This is a genomic window from Pseudogulbenkiania sp. MAI-1, from assembly GCF_000527175.1.
In the GTDB taxonomy this organism is placed as follows: Bacteria; Pseudomonadota; Gammaproteobacteria; order Burkholderiales; family Chromobacteriaceae; genus Pseudogulbenkiania.
Window position 1 is genome coordinate 1,982,546 of record NZ_AZUR01000001.1, and the last position, 22,123, is coordinate 2,004,668.

The 22,123-nt window shown below is 61.8% G+C and carries 21 protein-coding genes; 10 read left to right on the forward strand and 11 right to left on the reverse strand.

The genetic code is table 11. The annotated features are described in order from the left end of the window. The first annotated feature begins 13 nt into the window (after positions 1 to 13). The 6 genes from ureE to PSEMAI1_RS0109305 all read left to right on the forward strand — a co-directional run bounded on the left by ureE (position 14) and on the right by PSEMAI1_RS0109305 (position 4,321). Entirely contained in the window at positions 14 to 511 is a 498-nt protein-coding gene (gene ureE / locus PSEMAI1_RS0109280) for an urease accessory protein UreE (RefSeq protein WP_024302605.1), read from the forward strand. Positions 512 to 519: 8 nt separating this feature from the next. Beyond that, positions 520 to 1,191 carry an urease accessory protein UreF gene (locus tag PSEMAI1_RS0109285; RefSeq protein WP_232219877.1) on the forward strand — a complete coding sequence of 224 codons (672 nt, stop codon included), beginning with the start codon at positions 520 to 522 and terminating at the stop codon, positions 1,189 to 1,191. Between the two features lie 85 nt (positions 1,192 to 1,276). After that, on the forward strand, positions 1,277 to 1,912 hold the full coding sequence (gene ureG / locus PSEMAI1_RS0109290) for an urease accessory protein UreG (RefSeq protein ID WP_024302607.1): 636 nt from the start codon (positions 1,277 to 1,279) through the stop codon (positions 1,910 to 1,912). Further along, the gene (locus PSEMAI1_RS0109295; protein WP_024302608.1) at positions 1,905 to 2,489 is read left to right on the forward strand and encodes a HupE/UreJ family protein; all 585 of its coding nucleotides are present in this window, start codon (positions 1,905 to 1,907) and stop codon (positions 2,487 to 2,489) included. Before ureG ends, PSEMAI1_RS0109295 begins: the two co-directional genes overlap by 8 nt. Positions 2,490 to 2,729: 240 nt before the next feature. After that, positions 2,730 to 3,020 (forward strand): helix-turn-helix domain-containing protein, encoded by a 291-nt coding sequence (locus PSEMAI1_RS0109300; RefSeq protein ID WP_024302609.1) that lies wholly within the window; start codon positions 2,730 to 2,732, stop codon positions 3,018 to 3,020. After that, entirely contained in the window at positions 3,017 to 4,321 is a 1,305-nt protein-coding gene (locus PSEMAI1_RS0109305) for a type II toxin-antitoxin system HipA family toxin (RefSeq protein ID WP_024302610.1), read from the forward strand. Before PSEMAI1_RS0109300 ends, PSEMAI1_RS0109305 begins: the two co-directional genes overlap by 4 nt. A 97-nt stretch (positions 4,322 to 4,418) precedes the next feature. Here PSEMAI1_RS0109305 and PSEMAI1_RS0109310 read toward each other — a convergent pair whose 3' ends face one another. Then, positions 4,419 to 5,651 carry an FAD-binding oxidoreductase gene (locus PSEMAI1_RS0109310; RefSeq protein WP_024302611.1) on the reverse strand — a complete coding sequence of 411 codons (1,233 nt, stop codon included), beginning with the start codon at positions 5,649 to 5,651 and terminating at the stop codon, positions 4,419 to 4,421. A gap of 470 nt (positions 5,652 to 6,121) precedes the next feature. Here PSEMAI1_RS0109310 and PSEMAI1_RS0109315 point away from each other — a divergent pair, with 470 nt between their 5' ends. Then, positions 6,122 to 8,266 (forward strand): HDOD domain-containing protein, encoded by a 2,145-nt coding sequence (locus PSEMAI1_RS0109315; RefSeq protein WP_232219878.1) that lies wholly within the window; start codon positions 6,122 to 6,124, stop codon positions 8,264 to 8,266. Positions 8,267 to 8,348: 82 nt separating this feature from the next. Continuing rightward, positions 8,349 to 10,436, forward strand: a complete 2,088-nt coding sequence (locus tag PSEMAI1_RS0109320; RefSeq protein ID WP_024302613.1) for an EAL domain-containing protein — start codon at positions 8,349 to 8,351, stop codon at positions 10,434 to 10,436. Positions 10,437 to 10,459: 23 nt separating this feature from the next. Here PSEMAI1_RS0109320 and PSEMAI1_RS0109325 read toward each other — a convergent pair whose 3' ends face one another. Then, positions 10,460 to 11,362: a LysR family transcriptional regulator gene (locus PSEMAI1_RS0109325; protein WP_024302614.1), complete on the reverse strand. Its 903-nt coding sequence runs from the start codon at positions 11,360 to 11,362 to the stop codon at positions 10,460 to 10,462. 107 nt (positions 11,363 to 11,469) lie between these two features. Here PSEMAI1_RS0109325 and PSEMAI1_RS0109330 point away from each other — a divergent pair, with 107 nt between their 5' ends. Beyond that, positions 11,470 to 12,177, forward strand: a complete 708-nt coding sequence (locus PSEMAI1_RS0109330) for a DsbA family protein (protein ID WP_024302615.1) — start codon at positions 11,470 to 11,472, stop codon at positions 12,175 to 12,177. Between the two features lie 151 nt (positions 12,178 to 12,328). After that, positions 12,329 to 12,940, forward strand: coding sequence for an NAD(P)-dependent oxidoreductase (locus PSEMAI1_RS0109335; RefSeq protein WP_024302616.1), 612 nt, complete (start codon positions 12,329 to 12,331; stop codon positions 12,938 to 12,940). A gap of 117 nt (positions 12,941 to 13,057) precedes the next feature. Here PSEMAI1_RS0109335 and PSEMAI1_RS22490 read toward each other — a convergent pair whose 3' ends face one another. The 9 genes from PSEMAI1_RS22490 to PSEMAI1_RS0109375 all read right to left on the reverse strand — a co-directional run bounded on the left by PSEMAI1_RS22490 (position 13,058) and on the right by PSEMAI1_RS0109375 (position 22,120). Next, entirely contained in the window at positions 13,058 to 13,243 is a 186-nt protein-coding gene (locus tag PSEMAI1_RS22490; RefSeq protein WP_084612653.1) for a DUF1289 domain-containing protein, read from the reverse strand. 87 nt (positions 13,244 to 13,330) lie between these two features. Further along, complete coding sequence (locus PSEMAI1_RS0109340) at positions 13,331 to 14,941, reverse strand: methyl-accepting chemotaxis protein (protein ID WP_024302617.1); 1,611 nt, start codon at positions 14,939 to 14,941, stop codon at positions 13,331 to 13,333. Positions 14,942 to 15,109: 168 nt separating this feature from the next. Next, positions 15,110 to 16,159: a proline racemase family protein gene (locus PSEMAI1_RS0109345; protein ID WP_024302618.1), complete on the reverse strand. Its 1,050-nt coding sequence runs from the start codon at positions 16,157 to 16,159 to the stop codon at positions 15,110 to 15,112. Continuing rightward, positions 16,156 to 17,646: an aldehyde dehydrogenase family protein gene (locus tag PSEMAI1_RS0109350; protein WP_024302619.1), complete on the reverse strand. Its 1,491-nt coding sequence runs from the start codon at positions 17,644 to 17,646 to the stop codon at positions 16,156 to 16,158. Before PSEMAI1_RS0109350 ends, PSEMAI1_RS0109345 begins: the two co-directional genes overlap by 4 nt. A gap of 37 nt (positions 17,647 to 17,683) precedes the next feature. Beyond that, positions 17,684 to 18,415 carry an SDR family oxidoreductase gene (locus PSEMAI1_RS0109355; RefSeq protein ID WP_024302620.1) on the reverse strand — a complete coding sequence of 244 codons (732 nt, stop codon included), beginning with the start codon at positions 18,413 to 18,415 and terminating at the stop codon, positions 17,684 to 17,686. 19 nt (positions 18,416 to 18,434) lie between these two features. Beyond that, positions 18,435 to 19,673: an FAD-binding oxidoreductase gene (locus tag PSEMAI1_RS0109360; RefSeq protein ID WP_024302621.1), complete on the reverse strand. Its 1,239-nt coding sequence runs from the start codon at positions 19,671 to 19,673 to the stop codon at positions 18,435 to 18,437. 163 nt (positions 19,674 to 19,836) lie between these two features. After that, positions 19,837 to 20,712 (reverse strand): 4-hydroxy-tetrahydrodipicolinate synthase, encoded by an 876-nt coding sequence (gene dapA / locus PSEMAI1_RS0109365; RefSeq protein ID WP_024302622.1) that lies wholly within the window; start codon positions 20,710 to 20,712, stop codon positions 19,837 to 19,839. Between the two features lie 60 nt (positions 20,713 to 20,772). Further along, entirely contained in the window at positions 20,773 to 21,438 is a 666-nt protein-coding gene (locus PSEMAI1_RS0109370) for an amino acid ABC transporter permease (protein WP_024302623.1), read from the reverse strand. A 13-nt stretch (positions 21,439 to 21,451) separates the two neighbouring features. Beyond that, positions 21,452 to 22,120, reverse strand: coding sequence for an amino acid ABC transporter permease (locus PSEMAI1_RS0109375; protein ID WP_024302624.1), 669 nt, complete (start codon positions 22,118 to 22,120; stop codon positions 21,452 to 21,454). Between the last annotated feature and the right edge of the window lie 3 nt (positions 22,121 to 22,123).

The following is a 22,123-nucleotide window of genomic DNA, read 5'->3' on the forward strand; positions in this document are numbered from 1 at the left end:
AGAGAGACTGATCATGCTGGTGATTACCCGACGAGCCGACGACCCCAGCCACTGGGATGCCGAGCTCGTCATGACCTTCGAACTGCGCAGCAAGAGCCGGCTGCGCACCACCGCGAGCAGCGGCGAGGACGTCGGCCTGTTCCTGGAAGCCGGCCAGCCGCTGCGCCACGGCGAAGTGCTGCAGGCCGAAGACGGCCGCCGCGTGCGCGTCGCCGCCGCCCCAGAAGCATTGCTGCACGTCAGCTGCGCCAACCCGCGAGAACTGTGCCGCGCCGCTTATCATCTCGGCAACCGCCACGTCCACCTCGAAGTGGGCGAGGGCTGGCTGCGCCTGCTGGACGACGAGGTGCTGGCGCAAATGCTGCTGCAACTGGGCGCTCAGGTCGAACGCCTCTCGGCGCCGTTCAACCCCGAGCACGGTGCCTACGGTGGCGGCCATCACCACTCGCACGGCAAGGAGGCCGCCTTCCAGTACGCCCCCAAGCTGCACCAGTACGGGTCCGGCGCATGAACGGCGGCATGGCACAGCTGCAGCTCCTGCGCCTGGCGAGCCCCGGGCTGCCGATCGGTGCCTACAGCTACTCACAGGGCCTGGAAAGCGCGCTTGACCTCGGGCTCGTGACGGATGCCACTAGCGCCCGCCAGTGGCTCCACGACGTGCTGCACGGGCCGCTCAGCCGCTTCGAGGCAGCACTGTTGGCGCAAGCCTGCCGTGCGCTGGCTGCCGGCGACGAGGCACGGCTTGTCGCCATCAACCAGCGTCTGTTGGCGAGCCGCGACAGCCGCGAACTACGGCAGGAAGCCGAGCAGATGGGCTACTCGCTGCGCCAGCTGCTCGCCGCGTTGCCGGAAAGCCGCCGCCATCCGTGGCCTGCCAGCCTGGGCAACGCCCCCGTGGCGGTGCCGGTGGCCTGGGCGGTGGCGGCACGCGCGCTGGATCTCACCGAAGAGGCGGCTGTGAGCGGTTACCTGTGGGGCTGGCTGGAAAACCAGGTCATGGTGCTGCTCAAGGCGATGCCGATGGGACAGACCGCTGGCCAGCAGCTGCTATCGGCCCTGTTGCCCGAACTCGCCATCGCTGTCGACACCGCGCGTGGCTTGCCCGAAGACGAACTGAGCAACTTCGCCCCGGGCTTGGCCTGGGTGGCGATGAAACACGAAACGCAATACAGCCGGCTGTTCCGGTCTTGAGAACCTGCCTAGTCATGAACGTAGGATGGGTGAAGCGCAGCGAAACCCATCGCTGAACAGTTGGATAAACCCTGAGGAGAGCATCATGCAAAAAGCCCCGCTGCGCGTCGGGATCGGCGGACCGGTCGGTTCCGGCAAGACCCATCTCACCTGGGCGCTGTGCAAGGCGCTACGCGATATCTATAATGTCGCCGCCGTCACCAATGACATCTACACCCAGGAAGACGCGCAATTCCTGGTCAAGAATGAAGCGCTGTCACCCGACCGCATCATCGGCGTGGAAACCGGCGGCTGCCCGCACACTGCGATCCGCGAAGACGCCTCGATCAACCTCGAAGCCGTGGCGCGGCTCAATGCCCGCCACCCCGGCCTAGACGTGATCTTCATCGAAAGCGGCGGCGACAACCTGGCCGCCACCTTCAGCCCGGAACTGTCCGACCTGACGATCTACGTCATCGACGTCTCGGCCGGCGACAAGATTCCGCGCAAGGGCGGGCCGGGCATCTGCAAGTCAGATCTCTTGGTGATCAACAAGATCGACCTGGCGCCGCTGGTCGGCGCCTCGCTCGACGTGATGGACCGGGACGCCAAGAAGATGCGCGGCGAGCGGCCGTTCGTGTTTTCCAATCTCAAGAGCGGGCAGGGACTGCAGGACATCATCCGCTTCATCGAAGACAAAGGCATGTTGACACTTAACAAGGAAGGAATCACCCATGCGTAAACACACCCTGATCCCGGCAGCGCTGCTGCTGGCCCTGAGCGCCGCCGCCCAGGCTCACCCCGGTCACGGCGTCAGCGGCCTGGAAAGCGGCCTCGTCCACCCGTTCTCGGGCCTGGACCACCTGCTGACGATGCTGGCCGTCGGTCTCTGGTCGTGGCAGATGGGCGGCTCCGCACGCTGGCAAGGCCCGCTGACCTTCATGCTGATGCTGGCCGTGGGCGGTGCGCTGAGCTGGGCCGGCTTTGCCGTGCCGGGTCTGGAAACCGGCATCGCCGCCTCGGTGGTGGCCACCGGCATGCTGATCGCCTTCGCCATGCAGCCCGGCCGCCTCGCCGCGCTCGCCGTGATCGGCGCCTTCGCCGTGCTGCACGGCATGGCGCACGGCCTGGAAATGCCGGGCAATGCCTCGGGTCTGACTTACGCCGCCGGCTTCGTGCTGGCCTCCGGCCTGCTGCACGCTGCCGGTCTGCTGCTGGGTGCGGGCCAAGCCCGCGTACGTGCCAGCCGCCTCTTGGTGCGCGGTGCCGGCGTAGCGATCTCGGCCACCGGTGTGGCCCTGCTGGGCGGTTGGGTCTGAGTCCACATCATCCGATGCGACAGAACGCCCCTTCGTGGGGCGTTTTTTACGCCTGTTGATGGCCTGAGGAACAAACTATTGGCCCAACCGCGGCAATCTGGGACAATAGATTGATCCACGTGTTTTCCGGGTAAGGCTCTTCCAATCAATGGCCGGATGTGGTGCCGTATCGTCGCCATACATGGAAAAGACCAACCTATTAGTCCATAATGGGTCAATTGGACCAATAGGTTGAACTCCATGCCAAAACGTAACCTGCTCAAGCTGAGTCCGTTACCGATAGAGGCCCAGTTCGCTCTGGAAGCCCTGGGCGAGCGCATCACCCGTGCCCGAAAGGAACGCCGTCTCTCGCAGCGGGAAGTCGCCGAGATGCTCGGCATCTCCAAGACCACCTACGTCTCCATCGAGCACGGCCGCGATTCGGCGCAGATCGGGCACTACGCCCGGGCGGTCTGGCTGTTGGACGTGCCCGGCACCTTCCTGCCGGTGCCGGAAGACGGTGTCCTCGCGTTGGAGCGGGGGAGGTCATGAGCGACGCGCCGGTTCATATCTGGTTGCCGGATCAGGCCGCCTCCACGTTGGCAGGAACGTTCACGCTGGATGCCAAGGTCTCTCGGTTTCACTACGACGACGGCTACCGCGAGCAAGGCTGCCCCTCGCTGGCGCCTGACATGCCGGTCAGCAAGGTCTCCCACAAGATCGCCGGCAAGGACCCGATTTTTCCGATCATGCTCGACACGGGGCCCGACGATTGGGGGCACATGCTGCTCGAACGCCGCCTGGAAAGAGAAGTATCGCGCCTCGACGCCCTGACCCTGGGGCCGGCCGATGGAGCAGGCAACATCGTGCTCGGTCACCTGACGCCGGAACGCTTCGAGACGATGTCGCTCGAAGCGTTCGAGGCCGTGCTGGCGGACCTGCCGGACGCGCAGGACCCCGCCAGCCAGCGGCATCGGGAGCGCGTCATGCAGTCCGTGTTCCAGGGCACCAGTCTGGGCGGCGCCAAACCGAAACTGACCCTGGAGCGGGACGGCGTGCAATACATCGCCAAGTTTCCCGAGCGCGGCGATGATCCCTTCCTGCCCCAACTGGAACTGGCCATGCTGCGCATGGCGCGCGACTGCGGCATCGATGCCTGCAAGGCGGAAGTGATCGAGCCGACGCCGCATCGTTATGCGCTGCTGGTCAAACGCTTCGACCGCCACGCACTGGGAGCGGGATTTGCCCGCACCGGGTATGTCAGCGCCTGGTCGGTTGCTCGCCTGGATCAGCATCAGGAGAAGAGGGAAGACCAGGCCCTATTGGCCACCCAAGGCTTTACCCCCACCATGTATGCGCGAAGCTACGTGGCGCTGGCCAACCACATGATGCGCTGGTGTGGCGGCACCGAGCGCTACCGCGCCAACCTTCGCGAACTTTGGCGGAGGATCGTATTCAACTCCCTGATCCGCAACACCGACGACCACCCGCGCAACCACGGCCTGCTATGCGGCAGCATGGAGCCGCATCAATGGTCCCTGTCCCCGGCCTTCGACATGGTGGCGCAGCGCTCCGCCGGCATCGTGCCGGGCCATGCCATGGGCTATCTGTTCGAAGAACCCCGGCGGGGCAGAAAGCTTGCGCAGCGCCGGCTCGTCACCGCCTCCAGTCGGGTAGACCTGCTTCTGGCCGCGACGCTGCACTATGGCTATGAATCGCCCGAGGCGGAAACCACGTTCGAAGAAATGCGCGCGCTGGTGCGGGGCCGGTGGCGGGAGTACCTGGTGGAGGCCGGCATGCCGGCCGACGAAACCGAGCGCTACGCGAAAACGCTGGGGCAGGATTTCGATTGATTGTCGGGCTGCGCGAGCTGGAGGGAGTGGCCTGCCTGACGATTGCTCTACCGCCACTCGTCGCCATCGGCCCTTTCTGCAACATGACGGCGGTTTATCAAAATCTATCAACCCGAAATGGATAGGGATCGACGATGGTCTGCTCGCCGGTGATCATTTCCGCAATGAGCCGCCCCGTAATCGGGCCGAGCGTCAGCCCGTGGTGAGCATGCCCGAAAGCGAACCAGAGGTCCTTGTGATGCGGAGCCGGCCCGATGATGGGCATCATGTCGGGAGTACAGGGTCGTCGCCCCAGCCATGGCGTAGCGTCGAGGCGCGAGGCAAGGGGAAACAGTTGGCGCGCGATGGGCTCGACGGCCTCCAACTGCACCGGCGTCGCCGCCGTGTCGCGAAGCCCCAGTTCGACCCCGGTGGTCAGGCGGATGCCGCGCACCATCGGCGCGATGAGAAAGCCGCTCTCCACATCGAGCACCGGCTGATTCAGCCGTGCGCCCGGTTCTGCGGCGTAATGCATGTGGTAGCCGCGCTTGACGGCGAGCGGTAGCCGATAGCCAAGCCTGGCCGTGATCGTGTCCGACCAGGGCCCCATCGCCACCACCACCGAACGCGCCTCGACCCGGCCGCTCTGCGCGTGGACGGCCCACTGCGGTTCGAGTGTCTCGGCGTCGCCAATCAGAATGTGCCCGCCAAGCCGCTCGAAAAGCCGGGCATAGGCCATCACGAGCGCATTGGGGTCGCTCACCGAGTCGGACCCCGTATAACGCAGCGCGCCCAGCAGCGCATGGCTCAGGAATGGCTCGGCCGCGCGCAGTTGAACAGCGTCGAGCGTTTCGAACGTCACACCGTACTCTGCATGACTGCGCTCGGCGGCCCGAGTCTCTTCATCCAGCTTCCTGGCGGTGCGGAACACCTTGAGCCAGCCTCCCGAACGCAGCAATGCGCCCGCGCCGGCCACCTCGACGAGGGCGCGATGCTCGCTCACGCAATGTTCGATCAGGGTGGCGTAAGAGCGCGCAATCGTCGCGTGACGGTCCGGACGCGAATGATACCAGTAGCGGTAAAGAAACGGCGCCAGGCTCGGCATCGCCGTGGGGTGATAGCGCACGTCGAGTGAACGGTTGCGCGCATAATCGAGCAGCTTGCCTAAGTCACGCGGGAACGCATACGGGTAGACGCCTTCACGCTGGATCAGACCGGCATTGCCGAACGAGGTCTCGTTGCCGGGTGGTTTGCGGTCCACCAGCGCGACGGACAGGCCGCGTTGCTGCAAGTGCACGGCGACGGATACGCCGACAATGCCGCCACCTAGTACCAGGGTATCGAACTTCATTGGGGGACTACTGCTCATGATCTTTCCCGTCGCTATCCTTGAGGTCGGCCGGATGACACGCTCGGCGGCTGCACGAAGAAGCCGAAAGACGCTATTTGAGTTTACAAGGACGAAAAACTGTGCGGAAGCAGGCAGCGTCAGGAGGATGAGAGGAAATTCCTGACGACGCGGTCGCTCGCCTTGAACCGCAATCGCCCCGAAGCCGGCTTGCGCTTAGGCTTCGCCCTCATCGCGCAATACGTCCTTTCGGTTTTTGTTGGTAATGCTGCCATGTGAAACTCAAGCATTCGAATGGATTCGATCAAAACCCATGCAAGTCAATTTGCGATGTGTATAAATATAACAATCGACTATGCTGTTCTCGTGCGACTGGGCTTGAAGTCGCGAATTATGACAAATAAGACACGAATGTAATTCGAAGCCTGGTGCGTGTTCGAGTCTGTGAGCAGCTGCGGGTTGGGCTGCGGCCAATGGAGGTCGTGACGACAATGGATAGACTGCTCGCCGCCAAGGGGGGAGGCCCGGCCGCAGCCGGCCCGGTGCGGCGTGACATCCGCGGCAAGCTCATGCTGGCGCGCTTGCCCGCGATGTCACCCATCCTGGTTCAGCTATTGGATTTGTGCCAGCGCGATGATCTGAACCTGTCCGATCTATCGACGTTGATCAGCCGTGATGCCGGCATGGCGGCCCAGGTCTTCGCGCTGTCCACCTCGGCGGCATTCCATGGGCGTACCCGTCCCGCCACGCTCGATCAATGCCTTTCCCTGCTGGGCATGAATGCCATCAAGACGCTCGTCATCAACGGGTCGGTCATGCAGGTGTTCAATCGCCTGGTGGATTGGCAGGAAGTGGATCTGGGCGAGTTCTGGGCGCATTCCCTGCGCACCGCGCTGATCGCCCGCGAACTGGCCCGCCGGATGCATTACCCCAATCAGGACGAAGCCTACCTGGCTGGTTTGGTCCATGACATTGGCCGCCTGGCCTTGCTGGCGACGGTCCCCGAGGTTTACCAAAGCATTTTCCGCGAATGCCGGGATGGCGAAGCATTGTGTGCCGCCGAGCATTCCGCCTTTGGGCTGACCCACGTCGAAGTGGGCGCCTGGCTGGTGGAAAAGTGGCAACTGGATTCGTTTCTGGGCGACAGCGTGCTGTATCACCATGAACCGTTCGAGCGCATGGTGTCGGCCCCACCGCTGGTTCGCATCGTCTTGCTGGCGGAATACCTGGCGGGCTTGCACGATACCGACCACCCGCAGGGCGATGCCGGAGTCATGGCACTATGCGGCGCGCCGCTCGACGATCCGGCCACCCTGCTCGCCGCCGTCGAGCGTGACCTGCTGGGCATCGCCGAACAACTGGGCATACGCCTTTCCGATGCCAAGGCGAGCGAACCGGCCCGGCAGGCCGATGTCGAGCTCGCCACGCGCCTTCAGGACATGCTGTTGGTCAATCAGGCCCTGAGCCAGTCGCCCGGCGCTGCCGACGGCAACGGCTCGGCCATGCAAACGGCCGTGCAGGCGCTCAAGATACTGTTCGATCTGGACGCGGTGCTGTGCTTCGAAGCGGTCGACGGGGAGCACGAGCGGTTCCGCGCCAAACCCCTAGTCAGCCATTCTGCCAAGCTGGCGCAACTGGAATTCGTGCGCGGCAGCAGCACCTCTATACTGGCGCGCGCACTGGATGGGGAGCCGCAGCTGGTCATGCGCGGTGGACAATTGCCCGTGCTCGACGACCAAGTGCTGCGTAGTCTTGGCGGAGAGGGCATGCTGCTGTTGCCCTTGCGTACGCCGTCTGCCCGTCTTGGGGTGCTGGTGGCCGCTGTCGATAGCGCGGAGCGGGGCGCCACCCTGACCGCCAGACTGCCCTGCCTCGCTGTCTTTGGGCGCATGAGCGCGGAACGCATCGCCGCGCAGCGCCGGCTCGGTCATGCCGAGGTACAGGCCGGCGTGGATAGCCGGCTCAACCGGCTGGTGCACGAGCTCAACAACCCGCTGGCGATCATCCGGAACTATGTCTCCATCCTCGAATCAGCCAGCGCCGGCAAGGGGGCACCGCAACCTGAGCTCGCCATCGTGCGCGAGGAGATCGACCGGGTCGCGCAGATGCTGCGCGCCACGCGGGAACAACAGGCCGAGACGACACCCGCGAAGGGGCCGGTCAGGCTCAACCGCATCGTGGAAGATCTGGCCGCCTTATTCCGCGGGTCGATTCCGCTTGGCGGATCGGTTGACATCCACCTCGATCTGGCCGAGGCATTGCCGGACATCATGTCTGACCGTGACCGGCTCAAGCAGTTGTTGGTGAATTTGATCAAGAACGCGGTCGAAGCCATGCCGCAAGGTGGGCAGGTAACCATTTCGACGGCGGCTTGGGGCCTGGGCGAAGCGGGCGCGTCCCATGTCGAAATCAGGGTCGAAGACAACGGCCCCGGCATCCCCAAAGAGGTGCTCGGCCAGCTCTATCAGCCGGTAACCAGCCAGAAGCCCGGTACTCATCAAGGACTTGGGCTGGCCATCGTGGGGCAACTGGTGCGTGATCTCAACGGCTTGATCAACTGCCGCTCGGACCAGCAGGGAACGCGTTTCCAGGTATTGCTGCCGCTCGACCGGCAGTGAAGCCGCGCAGGACTGCTTTCAAACCGCGTCAATGCGGTGAGGGTAGGCAAGGGGGGATAAAGTGGCAGCGAATCACTTCGGAATGACCGCGAAACTATTGGTCGTGGATGACGAGCCGCGCATGCGGGAAAGCCTGTGCACCCTGTTGCAGGGCCGGAATTACGACGTGCGCGGCTGCCAGGACGGCCAGTCGGCCCTGGAAGAGCTCATGGCGGGCGGCGTGGATCTGATGCTGCTGGATCTCCACCTGGGCGACATGAACGGGCTCGACCTGCTCGGGATGATCCGGCGTGCCGGCATCGACACCGAGGTGCTGGTGGTCAGCGGCGATACCGCTTTCGATTCGGCCGTGTGCGCGCTGCGCAGCGGGGCAAGCGATTATGTGTGCAAGCCCTATGCCGTAGAGGAACTCATGCACCGCGTCGAATTGGCCCTGCAGCGCCGGAGCTTGATGCATGCCAACCTGTGCATGGCACAGCAGCTGCATACCTCAGAACGCATGCACCGCTCACTGGTGGAGGCTTCGCCCGATCTCATCTTTACGCTGGACGAGCGCTTTCGCTTCACGTTTGTCAACGAGCGCACGCACAACTTGATCGGCTATTCCCCGCAGGAACTGCTGGGGCTATCGCTGTTGGACCTGATCTTGCCGGTGGATGCCGAAAGAGTCCGTTACGTGCTCGACCATCGGGCGGGGCAGCGGACCATCGAGTTTCGTATCGCCTGCAAGGGTGCAGAGATCACCGAGCGGCATTTCGAAGCTAGCCTGGTGCCGGTGGAGCTGGATTTGCCGCAGCTGTCGAGCCGCCTGTATGGCGTCGCTCGGGACGTGACCGACAAAAAGGATGCAGAACACCGCCTGGCCTATCTGGCCTACCACGACTTGCTCACCGGGCTGCCCAACCGCGCCCTGTTTCGTGACCGGCTCGGCCTGGCGATCATGCAGGCCAAGCGCAAGGGTAGCCAGGTGGCAGTGCTGTTTGTCGATCTGGACCGCTTCAAGCTCGCCAACGATACCTTCGGCCATATCAAGGGCGACGAACTGCTCAAGCAAGTGGGCCAGCGGCTGCAAGGCGTCTTGCGCGAGAGCGACACGCTGGCCCGCTTGGGCGGCGACGAGTTCACCCTCCTGCTGCCGGATCTGAGCAGCAAGGAGGATGCCGCCGCCATCGCGGCAAGCCTGGTCAAGGCGATCGCCGCTCCGTTCAGCATCGACGGCAACGATGTGTTTCTGACCGTCAGCATCGGCATCGCGGTATTCCCCAGCGATGGCGACGACATCGAGACCCTGCTTCGCCATGCCGATATCGCCATGTACCAGATCAAGGCCCAGGGCAAGAATGGTTTCAGCTTCTTCCTGCCGGTGATGGACGACACCGCCAGCCGTCGGCTGCGTCTTGAAAACGAGGTGCGACGGGCCTTGGAGCTGGAGCAGTTCGAGCTGCACTATCAGCCGCAGGTGGAGTTCGACAGCCGCCGCATCATCGGCTGCGAAGCCTTGATCCGCTGGCAGCACCCTAGCCGGGGGCTGGTGCCGGCGGGGGCGTTTCTGGGGGTGATCGAGGAGATCGGGCTGATGAAGCCGCTCACCTACTGGGTGATCGAGCGCGCCTGCCACACCTTGTGCGAATGGAAACGCGCCGGACTCGATCTGTCGCGCATGTCGGTCAACGTGCCGCCCGAGGTCCTGGCCGATGACGATTTCTACGAGTATTTGATCGCCACAGTCGACCGCTACGGCATCCATCGTCAGAGTTTCGAGATCGAGATCACCGAAAATGCGTTCATCGCCGACCAGCAAGCCATGTCACTGAAACTGGCCGGGTTGGCCGAACAGGGGATTCGCGTGGCCATCGACGATTTCGGCACACAATATTCGTCGCTGAGCTACCTGCGCCACCTGCCGGTGACGACGCTCAAGATCGATCAGTCCTTCGTGCGCGAGATCGAAGCGGGTAAGGAGGACTCCCCCATCGTCCGCGCCATTGTCGCCATCGCCACCGGGCTCAACCTGAGCCTGGTCGCCGAAGGGGTGGAAACCGATATTCAGGCGGACTATCTGGGCAGCCTGGGGGCGGTGGAGATGCAGGGCTATCTGTTCGGCAAGCCCATGCCTTCGTCGGATTTCAGCCGGCTGTTGTGCGGTGAGGCTGCGGTTTTGTCGGTCTAGGTGAGCGCTTTGGCCTCCCTCGTTTAACCCTCCTGCCACATCGCGTCGTCGGCAAACGACTCCGCCAGGAAATCCAGCATGGTGCGCAGCGTCGCCGGCATGTGCCGGCGCGAGGCATAGACCGCGTAGATGCCCATGTCGCGGGGACGGTAGCTGTCGAGCACGGCCACCAGTTGGCCGGAAGCAAGCAGGGGCGCCGCCGCCTGCAGCGGCTGCATGGTGATGCCGACACCCTGGCAGGCCGCCTCCAGCAAGGCGGCGGTTTCGTTGGCGGTGACGTTGCCGCCCACCGGCACCGAGACCGGCTGCCCGTCGCGGGAAAACTCCCACAAGCTCTTGCCGAAGTAGGAATAGGTCAGGCAGTTGTGCAACGCCAGTTGCTCGGCGCGCTGCGGCGTGCCGTGTTGACGCAGATAGCCGGGAGAAGCGCACACCACCGAGCGGCACAGCCCCAGCTTGCGTGCGATCAGGTTGGGGTCGAGGTCGTTGGTGATGCGGATGGCCAGATCAATGCCTTCTTCCACCAGGTTCACCGCCCGATTCAGCAACTGCATATCGACGGCGGTGGCCGGGTAGCGCTTGACGTAGTCCGCCACCGCCCGGGCGATGTAAGACTGCCCCAGCCACACGCTGCAGGTCAGGCGCAGGATGCCGCGCGGCGCGGCTTCGGGAGCGGTGACGGCGGCCTGCATCTCGTCTTCCATCTCCAGCATCTGGCGGCAACGCGGCAGCATCTCGCTGCCGGCCGAGGTCAGGCTCAGCTTGCGCGTGGTCCGGTGCAACAAGCGGGCGCCGACCCATTCCTCCAACTCGGCCAGATAACGCGACACCATGGCGCGCGACATGTCCAGGCTGTCGGCGGCGTGGGACAGGCTGCCGCGCTCCGCCACCTCCACGAACACGCGCATGGCTTTCAATCGATCCATGATTTGCTCGATCCATGCAACAAACTAATCGCCATTATGCGGTTTTTTGCATCGTTTCGAACAACTAATATGCTGCTCATCCCGTAACCCACTGCAAGGACACAGAAATGACCACGGCCGTACTGCATTACCTCTACGACCCGCTGTGCGGCTGGTGCTACGGCGCCGCGCCGCTGATCGAGGCTGCCCGCGCTATCCCGGGGCTGCGCGTGGAGCTGCACGGCGGCGGCATGATGGCCGGCGCCAATCGTCAGCCGGCCAGCGAGGCGCTGCGCAACTACGTGATGCCGCACGACCACCGCATCGCCGCCCTGACCGGGCAAGCGTTCGGCGCCGACTACTTCGACGGCCTGTTGCGCGACAGCGGCGCGGTGTTCGACTCGGCGCCGCCGACCACGGCCATCCTCGCCGCCGAAGCCCTCGGTGGACGTGGCGCCGACCTGCTCAAACGCATTCAGATAGCCCACTACGTCGAAGGCCGGCGCATCGCCGATACCGAGGTGCTGGGCCAGTTGGCGGCCGGCATCGGTCTCGACCCGGCGGCCTTTGCCGCCGAGTTCGCCCGTCAGGATGGCGCGGCCACCCAAGCTCACATCACGGCAAGCCGTCACTTGCTGAGTCGCGTCGGCGGACGGGGCTTCCCGACCTTCGCGTTGCAACTGGGCGAAACGCTGACGGTGCTCGATGCCGGCCGTTTCCTGGGTCAACCCGCTGCCTGGCGTGCCTTCCTCGAACAGCACGGGCAGCCGGCGCAGGCCGAGGACTCGGAATCGGCAGCCCAGGAAGGCTGTGCCAACGGTAGCTGTGCCATTTGAGCGAGCTTTCACGATCAGTCACCGGCGAGCCGTAGGATGGGTGGAGCGCAGCGCAACCCATCGAGCCCGCAAGCCGGAACATTTCCGTTGTTTATCCCACTTTCCGCCGTGCCCATAGTGGCACGGCACCCTTTCCCTCAAGGAGAACACCATGAACGTCGTCATCATCGGAATCAGCGGTCGCGTCGGCTCGCGGCTGGCCAACGAACTGCTGCAACGCGGCCATAAGGTGACCGGCATCGCCCGCGATATCGGCAAGGTGGAGCCCCGTGCCGGCGTGACCCTGAAGCAGGCCGACGCCACCGACCCGACAGCCCTGGCCCCGCTTTTGGCCGGCCACGATGCCGTGATCAGCGCTTCGATGTTCCTGTCGAGCAATGCCGCCAGCCTGATCTCGGCGGTCAAGGACGCCGGCGTGCCGCGTCTGCTGGTGGTCGGCGGCGCCGGCAGTCTGGAAGTCGCCCCGGGCGTGCAACTGATCGACACCCCGGAATTTCCCGCGATCTACAAGGCCGAGGCGAGCGCCGGCCGCGACTTCCTGAATGCCCTACGTGGCGAGTCGATGCTGGACTGGACCTTCCTGTCACCGTCCGCACTGTTCGAGCCGGGCGAGCGCACCGGCCAGTTCCGCATCGGTGCCGATGAACTCTTGATCGATGCTGCCGGCAAGAGCCACATCTCGATGGAAGACTACGCCATCGCCCTGGTCGACGAACTGGAAACGCCGCAGCGCCCGCGCCGTCGCTTTACCGTCGGCTATTGAGGCGGTAGGGCTGACGTATACATCACTATCAGGGATGATATTTGCCTGACTACCCTAACGACGGCCATCGCTGAAATCCTAATGCCGATCGAGAGCGCATGACACGTCCTGATTCGGTTATGGCTTAACCTTTTTTGATAACTTATCCTTTCGCCGCTCCATATCTTGCAGGATCTGGTGGCGGCGATAGTCTTTCATCTTTCGCCACTCCCGGCACTCTTCACGAGTCCGCAGACATCCATGGCAAAACCCAGTTTTACCGTCAAACTTACAGAGATCGATGCAAGGTGATTTGATAGCCATAGCTTTATTATGTGAGCTTTCCCGCTGGGTTGATGCGATGAAAAACGCATCGTATCAATCCAGTGATGTTCTACGAACATTTCCTGCTTAGAGGCGGTAGGCGTCCACAATTCCTCTCATCTTGCCAGACACCTTTTCAAGTTTTTCGGCAATCGACGCTGCCTGGCCCGCAGCGCTGCTGTTTTCATTCGTCATGCCGGCAAATTTCTCCACTTGCAACGCGATATTGCTTGCAGCAAGCCTTTGCTCTCCCAATACATCGGATATTTCGGTTGCTACTTTCTGGCTTTGGCTCGACGAATCGTAAATAAGCGCCATCGACTGCTGTGCCGAGCTCGCTCCCTTCACTCCCTGTTCGACCTGATTCACCGCATTCTCCATCCGGTCAGCCGCACTTTCGGACGCGCGCAGGATAGATTGAATGATATGGCTGATTTCTTGTGTCGAGGCCGCGGTTCGCTCCGCCAATTTTCGCACCTCGTCGGCCACAACCGCAAAGCCTCTCCCAGACTCGCCGGCCCTGGCCGCTTCGATCGCCGCATTCAAGGCGAGCAAATTGGTTTGCTCCGCGACATCGCTGATGACATTGACGATGGTGGTAATGTCCTTGCTTTTGGCCCCAAGCTCCTGGATATCACTCGCCGCTGCCTCCACGGCAGTGGCAATCGAATGGATATTGCCCACCGTCACATCGATGATTTTCTGCCCATTCTGAGCATTACGGCCAGCCCGACTGGACAGCTCGCTTGCCTCGTTTGCCCGCGTCGCGACATGGCTGATACTGGCTGTCATTTGCTCTACCGAGACAGATATATGAGAGGAGGATGCACTTTGCTGGCTAGAGCTCTGCGCTACCTGCTGTGACGCGCCGAGCAAGCTTGCCGATGTGAGCGACACCTCCTTCACGCCCTCTTTCAAGGCAAGCAGATTGGACTGCAGGCGTTCAATCAACAGGTTGAAGACGGCCAGAGTCTGGCTGATTTCATCATGCTCTTTGGCTTCCGTGCGAATAGTAAAATCAAGGGAGGACTCGATGGCCTTTATGGCTTTTTGAGCATTGTGCAAACTGCCGCAAATCTGCCGGTAAATCAGCATGCCCGACAGGGTCAGTACAAGCACCATCAGCGCGATGGCCGCACCTATGATCCACCATGCCCTGGTGGCGGCCGAGCTCATCGAGGCTCTGTTGGCCGCGGCAAGCTGGAGGTTGTAATCCACATTCGACTTGATGGCGGCAACGGCCTTGTCGCCGAGGGTCGCCAACTTCTCCGCACTCGCCCCGGCTTCCAGAATCTTGTTGTTCCTGGAATAGTCGAGCGCTTTATCCATCTCGGCCAGGTAGTCTCCGATCTGTGCCTTTGTCACCAGAAACAGGCTATTGTCTCTGGCGTCATGGACAAATCGGGAGTAAGCCTTGACTGCGCCATTCAGTTCTTCTCTGGTGCTGGCAATTTTTTCTTCAATGATAGGGTTCTTGCTTGGGTCCGCCTGGATGATATGCCGATAGGTCAGCCCCCTGATCGAATCGAACTCTCGTGATATTTTGTTGATGGTCACGATGCTGGGGATGGTGTCTTCACTTATCCTGAGAGAGGAGTTATTGACACTGGCCGTCTGGATGATGGCGACGCCACCAATAAACAAACAGCCGATCAGTGCTCCAGCAACCAGGATCATCAAACGCTTGGCTATTGTCATTATTCCCCCTGTACATTGTTATACCAAGACCGAACCTGGCCAAGATGTAAGCCTTGCCTCTGCGCAAACTTCCACTCTAGAGTTGATGGGGTATTGCTGATGAACCGGTGAAAATAGCCATCCCCCTGAGCGAAACTCGGGGAGGGATGGCTTCCGGTTACTAGGCGGTTAACCCAATTGATCGACCAAAGGCCCCCAGGTATCCGACAGCGCAAAGCCGTTCAGGAAGGGGTCATGGCTATCGATGCGAAGCTGCTCTCTGCCATAAATCCACCCCCTACCGGTGATGCGAGGCAGAATGGCCGGGCGGCCCGCCACTTCCGTCACCCCCAGCACTTCAGCCGTGAACTCCCCTCCGATGATGGAGCGCGACTGCTGCTTGCCACCAACATCGATGAGGCCGCGGGCGTGCATCGTGGCGAGATTGGCCGAGCTGCCGGTTCCGCAGGGCGAGCGATCCACGCGGCCCGGCTTGAGCGTGGTGCAGGTCCGTACCGCGCCATCGGTCTCCCAGCCCCGGAACATGACGTAGGCGACCTCGTCGAGACCCGGAAGCTCGGGATGGCTCACCGGTACCTGCTCGTTAATCAGCGACTTGAGCGCCATGCCGGCTTCCATCAACTCCCGTGCTCGCGACGGCTCGATCGTCAGGCCGACTTGCTCGGCATCGACGATGGCGTAGAACACCCCGCCGAACGCAATATCGGCCCGCACCTCGCCCCAGAGGGGCGTCGCGATCGGCTTGTCCAGGGCCTCGACAAAGCAGGGCACATTGTCGAGGCTGACCGACATGCAACGGCCGTCCTGGCACTGGGCGCGTGCCTTGATCAGGCCGGCGGGCGTATCCAGCGTCACGATGGTTTCCGGCTCGACCATCGCCACCCGCCCGGTCTCGAGCAAGGCCGTCACCACGCAGATGCAGTTGCTGCCGGACATCGGGTGAGCCCGGTCGGCCTGCAGCACGATGAAGCCGGCATCGGCGTCGGGATGGCATGGCGGGAGCAGCAGGTTCACCGACATCTGCACCGAGGCGCGCGGTTCGAACGTCACGAAACGTCGCAAACTGTCATCGACCCGGTTGATGTGGTTCATCTTCTCCAGCATCGTCGTGCCGGGAATCTCTGGCGCGCCGCCGACGATGACCTTGCCGATTTCGCCCTGGCAGTGCACCTCGATCAGGTCCAGAGCGCCTTCCCAGTTGAGATCGAATTGGCTCATTTCAGGTACCACCCCCACGGTTCGTCGCTGGTGTAGCGGGTAATCTGCTTGGTTTCGAGATAGTTATCGAGCCCCCAGCGGCCGAGCTCGCGACCGATACCGGACTGCTTGTAGCCGCCCCACGGCGCTTCCGTGAACGTGGGCTGGGAGCAGTTGATCCAGACGATCCCCGCCCGCAGCTTGGCCGCGACGCGCTCGCAGCGCTCGTCATCGGCCGACATCACGGCGGCAGCCAGGCCGAAGCGGCTATCGTTGGCCAAGCGGATGGCTTCGACCTCGTCGGTAAACGGCTTGATGCACACCACCGGCCCGAAGAACTCCTCGGTCCAGGCGCGGCTATCCAGCGGGACGTCGGCCAGGACTGTGGGTTCGAGGAAGTAACCTTTGTCGAAACCGGCCGGTTTGTTGCCGCCAGTGACAACCTTGGCACCGTCACGGCGGGCCTCGTCGATACCCGCCAATACCTGGGTTAGCTGGCCTTGAGAAACCAGGGGGCCCAGCAGAACGCCTTCTTCCAGACCGTTGCCGATCTTGATCTTGCGACTCTCCTCGGCGAGACGATCCAACAGCGGCTGATACAATGCTTCCTGGACCAGCACACGCGAGGTGGCCGAGCAGACTTGGCCCTGGTTCCAGAAAATCCCGAACATGATCCACTCGACCGCCTTCTCGATATCGCTGTCGGCAAAGACGATGAAAGGCGATTTGCCGCCTAGTTCGAGGCTGACCCTCTTGATATCGCGAGCCGCAGCGGCCATGACCGTGGAACCGACGGGGCCCGAGCCGGTAAAGGCCAGTTTGTCCACGCCGGGATGATCGATCAGGGCCTGGCCTGCCTTTGCACCAGAGCCCGTCACCACGTTCAGAACGCCAGGGGGCAGGCGGGCCTCGTCGGCAATCGCGGCAAGTTCGAGTGCGGTCAGGGAAGTCAGTGCGGCGGGCTTGAGTACCACGGTGCAGCCTGCGGCCAGCGCCGGTGCCACTTTCCAGGCCGCCATCAGCAGCGGGTAGTTCCACGGGATGATGGCGCCAGCCACGCCCAGCGGTTCCCGCACCGCCTTGGACGTGAAACGGCCATCGGCCAAGGCGATCGGCTCGACTGGGTTCTCGTCGAGCTCTTCCGCCAGCGACGCATAGTAATCGAAGCAGCCTGCCGCATCGCCGATATCCCACTCGGCCTCGGGCAGCGGCTTGCCGTTGTCGATGACTTCGATACGGGCGAGCTCGCTCAGTTTCGCCCGGATGCCATTGGCTATGGCACGCAGGTAATAGGCGCGTTCACGGCCGGACATCTGAGGCCAGGGCCCCTGATCGAAGGCGTTGCGGGCAGCCCGCACGGCCTCGTCCACATCCTCCTCCGAGGCGGCAGGTGCCTGGTGAATGACCTCTTCGGTTGCCGGGTTGATCACGTCGAAGGTGCCGCCGTGAACGGGGTATTTCCAGACACCGTTGATATACAGTTTGTTGATGAACAGCTTGTTTCTCATCGTTTTCTCCGTAAAGTCTTTGAAATAATTGAATTGATTAAACATGCCGGGTAATGCCGCCATCGACACGGATGTTCTGACCCGTGATATAGCCGGCATCGTCGGACAGGAGGAACGCCGCTGTTTTGGCGATCTCGATCACGGAACCGATGCGCCGCATCGGGATTGTCTCGGCGGTTTCCGGTTTGTGATCCAGGCTGTCGATATAGCCAGGCAGCAGGGCGTTCATCCGGATGTTCTTGTCGGCATAGCGATCGGCATAGAGCTTGGTGTAGGCCCCCACCGCAGATCGATAAGCGCAGGAAATCGGAAATTTCAGCGTCGGCTCGTAGGCGGCGAAGGTGGTGATGTTGACCCAGGCACCCTTGCCCTGAGCTTCCATCAGGGGCGTCACCAGACGAGCCATCCGCACCACGCTCAACATCATCAGCTCGTGGCCCGCGAGCCACTCTTCATCCGAGAGGGAGAGCAGATCGCCTTTGGGAGGATGGCCCGTATGGTTGACCACGGCATCGATGCGGCCATACGCCTCGACGGTACGGTTCACCAGGTTTTCCAGATCCTGTTCATTGCCGGCCGACCCGCGCAGGCCCAGACCATTCAGCTCGGCGGCGAGCTGCTCCGCGCTGCCCGACGGCGACATCAGGGCAAGGCGATAGCCGCGGGCATGCAGCTCCCTGGCGATGGCTTCCCCCATGCCGCGGCCTCCACCGGTAATCACCGCGACCGGGGCCTGGGCGGTGTCGGCTTTGTCCGAAATAGCCGTCATGGTTTTTCCTCCTGATTTTTTAAAAACGATCAACGCGATAGGGTGTCAGATCGAGCGGCGGAGTCTGTCCCGTCACCAGGTCGGCAATCAGCCTGGCGGTGGTTGCCGAATAAGTCAGCCCGAGATGACCATGGCCCGTCGCATAAAAGACCCCCTGCACCTTGGCCGAGCAGCTGATGATGGGGACGGTATCCGGGAGAGCAGGGCGATGCCCCATCCATTCCGAGGTTTGCTCGACTTGCAAAGAGGGAAGGGCCTGCTTGGCTCGACCCACCAGCACACGTGCGCGGCGATAATCTGGCGCAGCATCCAGGCCGGCCATTTCGACCGTCCCACCGATCCGGATTCCCCCTGCGGTTGGCGTGACCATGAAGGCTTTGGCCGGCCAGATCAGCGAATGGCGCAAAGAAATGCTCGGCGCCATGATCTGGGTGTGATAACCCCGCTCGGTCTCCAGCGGAATGTTCTCGCCAATCAGGCGAGACAATCTGCCGGTGTAGGCGCCCGCCGCCAGAATGGCCTCCTGGCAGGCAATACGGCGACCGTCAGAGAAGGCGATGCTTTTCACCGCGCCATCCTGGCAATCGATGGCCGCCACCTCGCCCGTTTCGACGACTCCGCCCATTTCACGGAAGCGCTCCACCAAGGTCAGGACCAGGCGGTAGGGATCGCGGATGGATTTGTTCTGCGGAAACAGAATCGCCTTCTTGATGATGGGCGCGATCGCCGGTTCTCGTTCCTGCAACTCATCCCGGGAGAGTGCCGGACAGTGAAATCCGAACTTCTCGATAATGTCGATATGCTCACGGTCGCTCTCGAACTCGGCATCGCTGGCGTAAAGGCTGAGGCAGCCTTCCTCGCTCAAGACGTCCGGCACGCCGGCGGCCTCAAGCATAGGCAACAGATCGTCGTAGACCCGACGGCACAGCGCCGCCCCTGCTTGCTCCAGCTTGGCCACACGGGATGGACGGCCGGCCGCCAGAAACCGCAGCAGCCACGGCGTCAATTTGGGCAGGTAGCCGGGGCGCAGCCGAATCGGGCCCTCCGGGTCCGCCAGCCAGCCCGGGATTTTGAGCCATGTCGTGGGGCGCGAGATCGGCATGAATTCGGTCACGGCGATGCTCGCCATATTGCCAAAGGATGCGCCACGTCCCGGCTGATCCCGGTCGACGAGCACGACGGAGCGTCCCCGGCGCTGCAATTCGAAAGCGATGGCGGCGCCGACAATGCCCGCCCCGACAACCACTGTCCGATTCATCAGCTGATTGTCCTTCTCAAATAGGGAGCTCCACCGATGACCATGCGCACGGGCATGCCTGCTGTATGGCCATCGATACAGAAAAAAGTATGGCGTGTCATGGAGTGCTACCCGCGATCTTTATGAAAAAGGCGGCCCGAGATGGGCCGCCCACCACAAGAGATCAGGCGGAGATGCCGGCAAAGGCATCCGCCAGACTGAGCTTTTCACCCTCGGTAAGAGGAAGCAGCGGCAGGCGAGTATCGCCGACAGGCACGCCAGCCAATTCGCAGCCGTACTTCACTTTCTGGACGAACTTGCCCGACTCAAGATTGGCCATGACCGGGAACATCTTGCGCATTTCTTCCTGTGCACCCACCAGGTCGCCCGCATTGAACTTGTTGTAGAAGCGGATGACCGGATCGATCATGAAGTTGGCCGGACCGCAAATCCAGCTCTTGGCGCCCCACATGAAGAAGTCCAGCGCCTGGTCGTCGCTGCCGCAAGACAACTGGTATTTGTCGCCATAGCGCTTGTTGATTTCAATAGCGCGCAGCAGGTTGCCGCTGCTCTCCTTGATACCGATGACGCGAGGATTGTCGGCAAACGCATCCATCGTTTCGAAACCCACTTCCACACCGGCACGCACCGGGTAGTTGTAAAGCACGATTTCGACATCGACCGCATCGAGCACCGCCTGGTAATGCGCGATCAGTTCTTCCTGGCTCGGCAGGGCGTAGTAAGGTGGGGCGAGCAGCACCGTGTCGTAGCCCAGTTTCTTGGCCGTTTCGGTGTGCGCGATCACATTACGCGTGCAGCTGGAGTTGGTGCCAGCGATCAAGAGTGCCCGGTTACCCACGACCTCTTTCACACAACGGAGCACATCTGCTCGCTCAGCGTCGGACATGGCGTAGTACTCGCCGGTGGTGCCCAATGGCACAAAGCCACTAACACCACGAGCAAGCTGAAACTCAAGCAGTTTCTCGAAAGTTTTGAAGTCAATATTGCCCTTTGCGTCGAACGGCGTAACGAGAGCCGGGATGATGCCTTTCAGTTCCATTCTATTTAACTCCTGATGTATAAGTAATGAAGCAAATCCACCTTGACCATTCAAGGTTTTTTAGATTGCGAGTTTCGCCAGCATTTTCCGCTCGATGACCGTGACGGCTCGGGTAAGCGGAAAAGCGACAACGAAATAAATCACGGCAACAACCGTCAGTACTTCCACCGGCTTGGCAATATTGCTGGAGATGTTCTGGCCAATAAACATCAGGTCAGCCATACCCACTGCGGAAACCAGGGCGCTTTCCTTGAACAGGCTCACAAAATTGGAGAGCAGCGTCGGTACGGCCCGCAGCAAAGCCTGTGGCAGCACGATATAGATGATCTGCGTTATCCGAGGCAGCCCCAGGGCGATGCAGGCATCGATTTCCTCCCTCCGGATCGACTTTAACGATGCCCGGAAGGTCTCGCTGGTAATGGCTCCGGTATATAAAGTCAGTGTCACGGTGGCGGCGGTAAAATTCGAAATATCCGTCCCCAGCACAATCGGCAGGCAAAAGAAGAACCAGAACAATTGAATCAATACCGGCGTGCCGCGAAAGAATTCGACATACACGGTACTGGCCCAGCGCAAAACCCTTACAGGCGACACGCGCGCGAGGCTGGTTACGAAACCAAGCGCACTTCCCAGGGCGGCGCAAAGCAAGGTCAGCTTTACCGTCACCTCCAGCCCCTGCAAAAGAGCCTCCCAATAGCCCAATACCACAGCAAAGTCGTAAGTCATGGCATTTGCTCCTTCAACGGCTTGCCACTTCGCGTCGCCGCTCGATGAATTGCACGAGCTGGGCGATAGGGAAGGACACCGCAAAATAAATCACCGCGATCAGCGTAAAGGTCTCAATCGGACGGTAGGTCGTCGTAGCCAGGGATTTGCCCTGGTACATCAGATCCTGAATCGCCACGATCGCCACCAATGCCGTCTGCTGGAAAATCCCGATGCCGTTGGTAATCAAGACGGGCAGGGAAGCGCGTAAGGCATGCGGCAAGACGATATAAATGATGCGTTGGAAAGGACTGAGGCCGAGTGCAATACCCGCGTCGTGCTGTTCCTTGGGCACCGATTGAATTGCGGCGCGATACGCTTCCGCATTGAATGCCGTCAGGTTCAAGCCCAGAGCCAGAACGCCCATCGTGATCGAATCCAGATAGACATCGAACAGAATCGGCACGCAATAGAAAAACCAGACGATCTGGATAATGGCTGGCGTACATCGAAAGAACTCGATGAACAGCATGACCGGAGTCCGAATGATTTTTATCCGGCTCATGACCAGGAGGGCGACAACGAATCCGAGGGTGATACCCATCAGATTGGCGGCCAGGGTGAGCTGCACCGTGACCTTAAGGCCCTCCAGCAGGCTGTCGTACCCTTGTTGCAGACCGGTGAAATCAAAGCTGTAAGACATATC

Bases quoted from the DNA above. Each gene is read 5' to 3' on its own strand.
- PSEMAI1_RS0109300 (WP_024302609.1), top strand. From the start codon at position 2,730: ATGCCAAAACGTAACCTGCTCAAGCTGAGTCCGTTACCGATAGAGGCC.
- PSEMAI1_RS0109375 (WP_024302624.1), bottom strand. From the start codon at position 22,120: ATGTCTTACAGCTTTGATTTCACCGGTCTGCAACAAGGGTACGACAGC.
- PSEMAI1_RS0109315 (WP_232219878.1), top strand. From the start codon at position 6,122: ATGGAGGTCGTGACGACAATGGATAGACTGCTCGCCGCCAAGGGGGGA.
- dapA (WP_024302622.1), bottom strand. From the start codon at position 20,712: ATGGAACTGAAAGGCATCATCCCGGCTCTCGTTACGCCGTTCGACGCA.
- ureE (WP_024302605.1), top strand. From the start codon at position 14: ATGCTGGTGATTACCCGACGAGCCGACGACCCCAGCCACTGGGATGCC.
- PSEMAI1_RS0109350 (WP_024302619.1), bottom strand. From the start codon at position 17,646: ATGAGAAACAAGCTGTTCATCAACAAACTGTATATCAACGGTGTCTGG.
- PSEMAI1_RS0109330 (WP_024302615.1), top strand. From the start codon at position 11,470: ATGACCACGGCCGTACTGCATTACCTCTACGACCCGCTGTGCGGCTGG.
- PSEMAI1_RS0109295 (WP_024302608.1), top strand. From the start codon at position 1,905: ATGCGTAAACACACCCTGATCCCGGCAGCGCTGCTGCTGGCCCTGAGC.
- PSEMAI1_RS0109355 (WP_024302620.1), bottom strand. From the start codon at position 18,415: ATGACGGCTATTTCGGACAAAGCCGACACCGCCCAGGCCCCGGTCGCG.
- PSEMAI1_RS0109360 (WP_024302621.1), bottom strand. From the start codon at position 19,673: ATGAATCGGACAGTGGTTGTCGGGGCGGGCATTGTCGGCGCCGCCATC.
- PSEMAI1_RS0109320 (WP_024302613.1), top strand. From the start codon at position 8,349: ATGACCGCGAAACTATTGGTCGTGGATGACGAGCCGCGCATGCGGGAA.
- PSEMAI1_RS0109305 (WP_024302610.1), top strand. From the start codon at position 3,017: ATGAGCGACGCGCCGGTTCATATCTGGTTGCCGGATCAGGCCGCCTCC.
- PSEMAI1_RS0109345 (WP_024302618.1), bottom strand. From the start codon at position 16,159: ATGAGCCAATTCGATCTCAACTGGGAAGGCGCTCTGGACCTGATCGAG.
- PSEMAI1_RS0109370 (WP_024302623.1), bottom strand. From the start codon at position 21,438: ATGACTTACGACTTTGCTGTGGTATTGGGCTATTGGGAGGCTCTTTTG.
- PSEMAI1_RS0109340 (WP_024302617.1), bottom strand. From the start codon at position 14,941: ATGACAATAGCCAAGCGTTTGATGATCCTGGTTGCTGGAGCACTGATC.
- PSEMAI1_RS0109310 (WP_024302611.1), bottom strand. From the start codon at position 5,651: ATGAAGTTCGATACCCTGGTACTAGGTGGCGGCATTGTCGGCGTATCC.
- PSEMAI1_RS0109335 (WP_024302616.1), top strand. From the start codon at position 12,329: ATGAACGTCGTCATCATCGGAATCAGCGGTCGCGTCGGCTCGCGGCTG.
- PSEMAI1_RS0109285 (WP_232219877.1), top strand. From the start codon at position 520: ATGGCACAGCTGCAGCTCCTGCGCCTGGCGAGCCCCGGGCTGCCGATC.
- ureG (WP_024302607.1), top strand. From the start codon at position 1,277: ATGCAAAAAGCCCCGCTGCGCGTCGGGATCGGCGGACCGGTCGGTTCC.
- PSEMAI1_RS22490 (WP_084612653.1), bottom strand. From the start codon at position 13,243: ATGGCTATCAAATCACCTTGCATCGATCTCTGTAAGTTTGACGGTAAA.
- PSEMAI1_RS0109325 (WP_024302614.1), bottom strand. From the start codon at position 11,362: ATGGATCGATTGAAAGCCATGCGCGTGTTCGTGGAGGTGGCGGAGCGC.